The sequence below is a fragment of the Aeromonas sp. S11(2024) genome (assembly GCF_041402345.1).
In the GTDB taxonomy this organism is placed as follows: Bacteria; Pseudomonadota; Gammaproteobacteria; order Enterobacterales; family Aeromonadaceae; genus Aeromonas; species Aeromonas veronii.
Map to the genome: position 1 here is coordinate 1 of NZ_JBGLRC010000049.1, position 7,971 is coordinate 7,971.

At 59.3% G+C, this 7,971-nt stretch carries 7 protein-coding genes and 2 pseudogenes; 5 read left to right on the plus strand and 4 right to left on the minus strand.

Features of this window, described 5'->3' with window-relative positions:
• From ACB040_RS20445 to ACB040_RS20460, 4 genes and pseudogenes are all read left to right on the plus strand, one after another.
• Window positions 1-109 (plus strand): annotated as a pseudogene (locus ACB040_RS20445) (IS1595 family transposase); the annotation flags it as partial.
• 77 nt (window positions 110-186) lie between these two features.
• Window positions 187-1,158 (plus strand): 23S rRNA (adenine(1618)-N(6))-methyltransferase RlmF, encoded by a 972-nt coding sequence (gene rlmF, locus ACB040_RS20450; RefSeq protein WP_371156288.1) that lies wholly within the window; start codon window positions 187-189, stop codon window positions 1,156-1,158.
• Window positions 1,159-1,403: 245 nt separating this feature from the next.
• Entirely contained in the window at window positions 1,404-2,129 is a 726-nt protein-coding gene (locus ACB040_RS20455; RefSeq protein ID WP_338771808.1) for a MaoC family dehydratase, read from the plus strand.
• A gap of 245 nt (window positions 2,130-2,374) precedes the next feature.
• Window positions 2,375-3,790 carry a DASS family sodium-coupled anion symporter gene (locus ACB040_RS20460; protein WP_338771806.1) on the plus strand — a complete coding sequence of 472 codons (1,416 nt, stop codon included), beginning with the start codon at window positions 2,375-2,377 and terminating at the stop codon, window positions 3,788-3,790.
• A 63-nt stretch (window positions 3,791-3,853) separates the two neighbouring features.
• On the opposite strand, the pseudogene ACB040_RS20465 reads toward ACB040_RS20460, so the two are convergent.
• The 3 genes and pseudogenes from ACB040_RS20465 to ACB040_RS20475 all read right to left on the minus strand — a co-directional run.
• Window positions 3,854-4,147, minus strand: a pseudogene (locus ACB040_RS20465) (helix-turn-helix domain-containing protein); the annotation flags it as partial.
• Complete coding sequence (locus tag ACB040_RS20470) at window positions 4,144-4,674, minus strand: DUF1523 family protein (protein WP_338771803.1); 531 nt, start codon at window positions 4,672-4,674, stop codon at window positions 4,144-4,146. The gene ACB040_RS20470 and the pseudogene ACB040_RS20465, both read right to left, overlap by 4 nt.
• A gap of 175 nt (window positions 4,675-4,849) precedes the next feature.
• Window positions 4,850-6,472, minus strand: a complete 1,623-nt coding sequence (locus tag ACB040_RS20475; protein ID WP_338771800.1) for a methyl-accepting chemotaxis protein — start codon at window positions 6,470-6,472, stop codon at window positions 4,850-4,852.
• A gap of 232 nt (window positions 6,473-6,704) precedes the next feature.
• On the opposite strand from ACB040_RS20475, the gene ACB040_RS20480 reads away from it, so the two are divergent.
• Window positions 6,705-7,337 (plus strand): LysE family translocator, encoded by a 633-nt coding sequence (locus ACB040_RS20480; RefSeq protein ID WP_163128131.1) that lies wholly within the window; start codon window positions 6,705-6,707, stop codon window positions 7,335-7,337.
• 72 nt (window positions 7,338-7,409) lie between these two features.
• Here ACB040_RS20480 and ACB040_RS20485 read toward each other — a convergent pair.
• Window positions 7,410-7,971: IS3 family transposase (locus tag ACB040_RS20485; RefSeq protein WP_371156292.1), on the minus strand; the 562-nt coding region annotated here is incomplete at its 5' end.

A 7,971-nucleotide genomic window follows, 5' to 3' on the forward strand; every position in this document is an offset into this window, starting at 1 on the left:
CTACCTGGGTTGGCGCAGGATGCTGGAGCGTTACGGAAAAGGCGTAAATATCAAAGCATGTTTGCATGAGGCGCTGGGGCGCCCCATGCAACACGTCATTTGGACATAGCCTTTTTATTGCCCTCGTTTAGACTTTCCCGAGTCAAATCACTATAGTGTGGGCCCGTTTTCTTCGGCAGGCTCAGCATGAAACCCCGCATACCATCAGTCGGTGGCCCCAAGTCGGGCGACCGTAAATCCGGACTTCACTCCCGTAATCGCCATCAGGCGGGTTACGACTTTGAGGCGCTTTGCCTGCGAACTCCCGAATTGGCTGCCCATGTCTTTATCAATGACTACGGCACCCGCACCATCGATTTTGCCGATCCCGATGCAGTGAAGACCCTCAATCGCGCCCTGCTGGCCCATCACTACGGGATTGCCCACTGGGACTTGCCTGCCGGTTACCTCTGCCCACCCATCCCGGGACGGGTGGACTACCTGCACTGGGCGGCCGACCTGTTGGCTGAGAGCGCAGGCCAGCTCCCTACCGGCAAGGGGGTGAGGGTGCTGGATATCGGGGTGGGGGCAAACTGCATCTATCCGCTGCTCGGCTGCCGCGAATATGGCTGGCGTTTTGTGGGATCGGATATCGATCCGGTCTCGGTCAAGGCGGCCACCTTGCTGGCCAAGAGCAACGGACTCGGCAACCAGATTGAGTGTCGTTTGCAGGGTAACCCCAACCATGTGTTTCGCGGCATCATAGGGCCGAAGGAGCGCTTCGCCCTGACGCTGTGCAATCCACCGTTCCATGCGTCGCTGGAAGAGGCGAGCAAGGGGACGGAGCGCAAGCTGCGCAATCTGGGCAAGGAGGTGACAGGCGCCCCTGTGCTTAATTTTGGCGGCCAGAAGGCAGAGCTCTGGTGCGAAGGTGGCGAGGCGGCGTTTCTGGCCAACATGATTGCCCAGAGCAAGGAGTTTGCCACTCAGTGTCTCTGGTTCAGCTCGCTGGTGTCGAAAAAAGAGAACCTGCCGGGGGCGAAAAAGGCGTTGAATCGGGTGGGGGCGCGTCAGGTACGGGTGATCGACATGGCGCAGGGCAACAAGGTGAGCAGGATCCTCGCCTGGTCCTTCCTGGATGAAGAGGGATTGCGTAACGGTTGGTCGGGCGTGCGCTGACTCCCCACAACAAGGCCCGATGAGGGCCTTTTTTCATGATGAATCCCGCGAGTTGTCCCTGCTGGCGGCATCTTTGGCAATCGATTTCCTCATTGGCAGATCGTGCTGGTTTACATGGTGTAAGTAGTTACTTCCGCCTTGGTACAGGTGTACGCCGAGATTTTTTTGCACTTACAGCTGAAACTTTAATAAAATAGGACTGGTTAGACCTCTTTACAGGCATTGAATCAAATAGGGATCGGTAGATGAAAGTTGTCGATTTTCTGAAGCGCAAGCGCGAAATTCTGGCGCAGCACCCCTTTGAGCTCAAGGATTGGCTCTCCCCGGCGATCCGCGACTACTGGCGTGAGTTTCAGCAAAAGGCACATCTTCATCCTTTGCTGGGACGTGTGCTGGACTTGCAAGTCGAGTCCCAGAGCGAGCAGCAACAGGATGCAGCAACCGTGGCACAAGTAGCCAACGGTCAGCCTGCCGTGGCTCAGGAACCCGCTGTTGAGCTGGCGGCCGAGGCGGCCGAGCTCTATGCCGCCCTGCAGGCTCGCATTGGTGAAGAGACCCATGTCGGCGAGTGGCTGCACGTCAGCCAGCAGATGATCGATCAGTTTGCTGCAGTGACCGGGGATCACCAGTGGATCCACACCGATCCGGAGCGCGCGGCCGCCGAGTCGCCCTTCAAGACCACCATCGCCCACGGCTTCCTGACCCTGGCGCTGCTGCCACAGTTGACTGGCTCGGTCGACGAGGCCACACCCGAGTTCCCGACCGCCCGCATGGTGGTGAACTTCGGGCTGGATCAGGTACGTTTCCCGTACCCCATCAAGGTGGACAGCAACATCCGCGCCCGCACCAAGCTGGCCCGGGTCACCCCCATCAAGGGCGGATTGGAGTTGCTCAAAGAGATCAAGGTTGAGATCGAAGGGATCCGCCGCCCGGGTTGCGTCATCGAGTCGGTGACCCGCATCTACTTCTGAGCCCTCTCATCGGTATGAATGGTGAAACGGGCCCGCTGTCGTGTGCAACGAACAGCGGGCCCGTTTTTTTGCCTGTTTGTTGCAAGGGTTGAGGCGTCAGCCATCGCGCGCCGACCCCAGCTTGATATGACTCACAAAACGGTGCGCCGTGCAGTTAGCCAGCTCTCATTTTGGTGAGATAGCCGCGTGAGGCGATAGCATGTTATGCCACTATTGGCTTCTTACTCCCGATCCTGGAGACAATAGTGCCCATCAATAACAAGATTATTCTGCCACTGCTGCTGAGCCTCGCCATCCTGCTGATCCCGACCCACTGGATCCCGCTGGAGGGGATCACCGTCATCGAGCAGCGGGTCGTGGCCATTTTCGTGCTGGCCGCCCTCTGCTGGATCCTGGAGCCCATCCCTATCTTTGCTACCTCGGTGCTGATCATAGTGCTGGAGCTGCTGCTGCTCTCTGACAAGGGGCTCTGGTTCATGACTGCCGACAAGGCTGAACCGGGGTTTGGTGAGCTGCTCAAGTCCACCGAGGTGATGGCGACCTTTGCCTCGCCGGTTATCATGCTGTTTCTCGGTGGTTTTTTCCTCGCCATTGCGGCGACCAAGTACCATCTGGACGTCAATCTGGCGCGGGTGCTGCTGCGCCCGTTCGGTCAGGATCCCCGGATCGTCATGCTGGGGCTGATGTTGATCACCGCCACCTTCTCCATGTTTATGAGCAATACCGCCACCACCGCCATGATGCTGGCCATCCTTACCCCGGTGCTGGCAGCGTTCCCCGACAAGGACCCGGCCAAAATCGGCTTTGTGCTGGCCATTCCGCTGGCGGCCAACCTCGGCGGGATCGGCACTCCCATCGGCACTCCGCCCAACGCAGTGGCCCTCAAATACCTGACCGGCGATCATGCCATCTCGTTCGGTCAGTGGATGGGATTTGCGGTGCCCTTCGTGGTGCTGCTGTTGCTGCTCGGCTGGTTCCTGCTGGGGCGCTTCTTCCCGAGCACCCTCAAGCGGATGGATCTCAAGATTGAGGGGCGCTTTATGCAGACCCCTCGCGCCTGGGTGGTCTACCTCACCTTTATCACCACCATAGTGCTCTGGCTACTGGGGGATCTGCACGGCATGAGCTCCTACGTGGTCGCCATGATCCCGGTGGCGGTGTTCCTGACCACCGGCATCATCACCAAAGACGATCTGCACAAGATCTCCCTCGACGTGCTCTGGCTGGTCTCGGGTGGTATCGCGCTGGGGCTGGCGCTGGAGGACTCCGGGTTGGCCGAGCGGCTCATCACCCATATTCCGTTCCACGAATACTCCACGCTGGCGGTGCTGATCGGCGCCTGTCTGCTGGCAGTGGTGATGGCCAACTTCATGTCCAATACCGCAACCGCCAATCTGCTGCTGCCACTGGTGGCGGCACTGGCGGTCAGCATGCCGGAGTTGGCCGAGTGGGGCGGCAGCCACACCCTGATCCTGGCGGTTACCATTTCGGTTTCGCTCGGGATGTCGCTGCCTATCAGTACCCCACCCAATGCGCTGGCCCATGCCACCGGTCTGGTGGAGAGTCACCAGATGGTGCGCATCGGCGTCATCATGGGGTTGGTCGGTACCCTGTTGGCGATGGTATGGATCTACCAGATTGCCGCTTGGGGACTGATCTAGTTGCTAGTCCGTTTGTCCGATAAGAAAGGGGGCAATATACTCCTCTTGCCCTGCCCCGGATCTGGGATAGCTCAGCGTCTCTTTGATAAGCGGCAGTTGAGCCTTGATCCACGCTGGGTTGATGGGGCCCCAGTCGCTGATGCGGTAGTGCCCCTGCAGGTGGCGAGCCCCCTCGGTCTGCTCGAAGGCGCAGCTGATATCGAGTTCGGCCAGCGCCGTCAGGGTATCCTGCGCGGTGCGGCGCGGCATGCCGGTTGCCTCCATGATGGCAGGCACCGTATCTGTGCCCTGACTGATCAGCCAGGCCACGTAGAGCCGCCGGTAGAAGCTGGTGCGGGTCTTGCTCGGCTCACTCATAGCTCGTCCTCAAGACGATCGAAGTAGCGCCAGGTCGCAATGGCTGCCTTGCCCATCACCAGCGCCCAGAGGCCGAACCAGAACCAGCGGAAGAAGCTCCAGGTGGAGGCGTCAGGCTCTGTGCTCTCGATCTTGGTGACGTTGGCGAACATGGAGAACATGTTCACGCGCCAGCCGTAGGAGGTGATGATGGCCAGGCGTTTCTCGAACTCCATCGACTTGGCCTTGGCCTGGACGTCGGCGGCGTTGAATTTGAAGTAGAAGGGCCAGCCCCACTCGGTATCTTCATTGCGAAACACCCGGATCTTCTCGCCGGGGCGCTCGGTGTAGATGTAATAGACGTCGGTGGTGGGACCGTCAGCCGGGTTTTTCTGGCTGATGGGGCCATCCTTGTCGGTGCGCTTCACCTCGACCCCTGTGATGGTGGCGATGGTGTGCTCCGGCAGGTAGTAGTCGAGCCAGGCGGCGGAAATGAGGGCGATGAGCCCCAGGGCGATAAAAGCGGGTTTCTTGAATCTCAGGCTCATGGTGTGCTCACGTGAGGGGGAGTAACGTGCCTCTACCATACCGATATTTGACAGGGCAGCCCAGCCCCTTATGGCACCAACGGCCAAAAAATGGCGTTTAAAACAGAGACAAAGCCATTGCTCCATCAACAAGAAAGGCCCTTGCGGGCCTTTTTGTCTGGTTCACTTTGTGCGCTTACAGCTGGAATTGGGCCAGCTGTTTGCGTTGCTGCTCGGCGAGCTGGGAGAGTTCGTTGCTGGCACTGGCGCTCTGGCTGATGCCGGCGGAGCTCTGGCTCACGATCTCGTGAATATTGGTGATATTGCGGTTGATGTCGGCGGTGACGCAGGACTGCTCCTCGGCGGCGGTGGCGACCTGGGCGTTGGCGTCGTTGATCTGGCGCACGGCACCGGTAATGCCGCTTAGCAGATCCTGCACTTGAGCGGACAAGCGCTGGTTATGGCTGAGGATCTCCAGAGTCTCCTGCACGCCGTTGTTGGCGGATTGGGACTGGCTCTGCAGCCGCTCGATGATGGCTTGGATCTCCTTGGTGGAGTCCTGGGTACGGGCTGCCAGCATTCTCACCTCGTCGGCCACCACCGCAAAACCACGCCCCGTTTCACCGGCACGGGCCGCTTCGATGGCGGCATTGAGCGCCAGCAGGTTGGTCTGCTCGGAGATCCCCTGAATCACTTCAATTACCTTGCCGATCTGCTCGGACTGGGATTTGAGCTGGGCCACGATGGCGGCGGTATCTTCCAGACTGCCTGCCATCCGGCTGTTGGCGGCGATGCTTTCGGTAAAGAGGGTGAGCCCCTGTTCGACCCGGCCATTGGCATCCCGCGCCAGCTCATCGGCGATGGCGGCGTTGTGGTTGACGTTGTCAGCGGTGCTGGAGAGTTCGGTCACGGCAGAGGCGACCTGTTCGATCTCGCTGTGCTGCTGCTTTGCATTGGCCTCGGACTGGGTCATCACGGCGGCCAGCTCGGTGGCGGCGGAGGCGACGCTGTTGCTGATCCCGGTCAGGTTCTCGATGGTGCTACCAAGTTGCCCCAGAGTGAGGTTGATATCTTTGGCCAGACGGGTCAGCTCGTTGTTGCCCTCCGCTTTGGCGCGCACGTTGAAGCGCCCTTGCGCCACGGCGTGCATCACCTCTTGCAACTGACCGATGGGGCTGACGATGCGACCGGAGAGGACCCAGCCGCAGATCAGCGCCGCCAGCAGGGTACCGGCGGTGAGCAGCAGGGTACGCAGCAGGGTGGCGTCGTAGTGGGCCTGCTCTTCGGCCAGCTCTTGCTGGATCAGCTGGTTGATGTGGGCGGACATGCTGTCGATCTGCTTGATCAGCTGTTCACCCAGCTCGCGGAAATGGAGGCGAGCCGCCTCGTAGGCGACCGGATCGCCGCCACCCTGATGTTTTTGCGCCAGCAGCGGCAGCATGTTGCTGCGGGTATGGCTGAGGTAGGCCTGCAGGGCGGCAGCGACCTGACGGTTATCCTGCTCGGCACCGGGGAGCACCAGACGGCCGAGGATGGCGTTGATCTCCTGCTCGGCGCTGTTGAGGTTTGCGGGCAGAGCGGCAAACAGCTTGGCATCGTAGAGGCCATAGATGGCGCTGGTGCGCAGCCGGTAGGTGGCGTGGATCAGTTTGGCAATATCGTCCTTGTTTTGGACCACGCTCTGGGTCGTCTCATCTATGTCATTGATGGCTTCATCCAGACCCTGTTTGCTGATGGCGATCATCACCATCATCAGCAGGCTGGCCAGCAGCAAAGGTATCAAGACCTGGACACGTATTGATAGATTATTCAATGACATAAATGGCTCTAATCCGGAATTGGAGGAGCCGACATATTACACATGCACGTCAGGAGCTGTCACAGGCTTTTATTGCTGAAATGTGCTGAAGAAAAGGTTTTTTCTTGTGAGAAAGGAGCCATTTAGGCATGATTGAGCGCTTTATCCCCTGAATATGTGGTACAACTGGCTGAATTGTGTCAATCCTGTCCCGTTTTCGTGATTTCCCGCTCTCGTCATATGGAGGTGTGTTGTGTCCAGCTGGATCGATCCGGCCATTCTGGCTCTGTTTATCCCGACCTTTTTCTTTGTCTCGGTGACCCCCGGCATGTGCATGACCCTGTCGATGACCCTGGGGATGAGCCTGGGGGTGCGCCGTACCCTGCACATGATGTGGGGAGAGCTGATCGGGGTCGGGCTGGTCTCGGTGCTGTCGGTGATCGGGGTGGCAGCCATCATGCTCAACTATCCGGGGATCTTCGCCGCCTTCAAATATGTGGGGGGCGCCTATCTGGTGTGGCTTGGCTTCCAGATGTGGCAGGCCAAGGGGAAGATGGCCATTCCGGCGGATCTCTCGGCCGGTCAGCAGACCAGCGCCATGGGGCTGGCGCTGCAGGGCTTTGTCACCGCCATCGCCAACCCCAAAGGGTGGGCTTTCATGATCTCCCTGCTGCCCCCCTTTATCTCTGCCGACAAGCCGATGGCGCCGCAGATCAGCGCGCTGGTGGCGCTGATCCTGGTCATCGAGTTCTCCTGCCTGCTGCTCTACGCCAGCGGTGGCCGCACTCTGCGCCACTTCCTTGCCAAGAGCGGCAATGTCACCCTGATGAACCGCATCGCCGGTACCCTGATGCTAGGGGTGGGAGTCTGGCTGGCGCTCGGTTAAGAGTTGTCAGTGACCCATGCCATTGTCTAGTCCTGAAATAGGTTTACACATTTTCAACTAGCATTTCTCTACTCAGAACCCCCTATGTACCGCATCGGGGGTTCTGTATTTCAACGCATGATGCGGCCGCTCCGCGTTGTAAATATCCACTGCTTCACGCACCATTTCCCGCGCTTGCGTTAAATCCTGCGGGCTTTGCAACAATAACTCTCCTTTCAAAATCCCGTTCACCCGCTCCGCCAACGCATTCTGGTAACAGTCATACCCATCCGTCATCGAGCATTTCACCCCGTACCGTTCATGTAGTGACTGATACAGCCCAGAGCAATACTGCACGCCGCGGTCCGAGTGATGGATTAGCTCCCCGCTGCCACACCGTTGCTTCAGCGCTTTCTTGAACGCCATCGCCACCGACTCCGCGTGCATTCCTTCGTGTACGTGGTGGCCCACTATCTTGCGTGAGTACGCATCCGTCACCAGGCTCAGGTACAGCGGTCCGCTCCTGGCGGGCAGATAGGTGATATCAGCGACCCAGACCTGCTCCGGGGCCACCGGTGTGACCTGCTCTGGCCCCGCCTTGAGCAAGTTGGGATGACGGTAGAAACGGTGAAAACTGTGGGTGGTCTTGTGATAC

What these genes read in the sequence shown, in the direction of transcription:
- rlmF (WP_371156288.1), top strand. Translation starts at nt 187, where the DNA reads ATGAAACCCCGCATACCATCAGTCGGTGGCCCCAAGTCGGGCGACCGT.
- ACB040_RS20470 (WP_338771803.1), bottom strand. Translation starts at nt 4,674, where the DNA reads ATGAGCCTGAGATTCAAGAAACCCGCTTTTATCGCCCTGGGGCTCATC.
- ACB040_RS20475 (WP_338771800.1), bottom strand. Translation starts at nt 6,472, where the DNA reads ATGTCATTGAATAATCTATCAATACGTGTCCAGGTCTTGATACCTTTG.
- ACB040_RS20455 (WP_338771808.1), top strand. Translation starts at nt 1,404, where the DNA reads ATGAAAGTTGTCGATTTTCTGAAGCGCAAGCGCGAAATTCTGGCGCAG.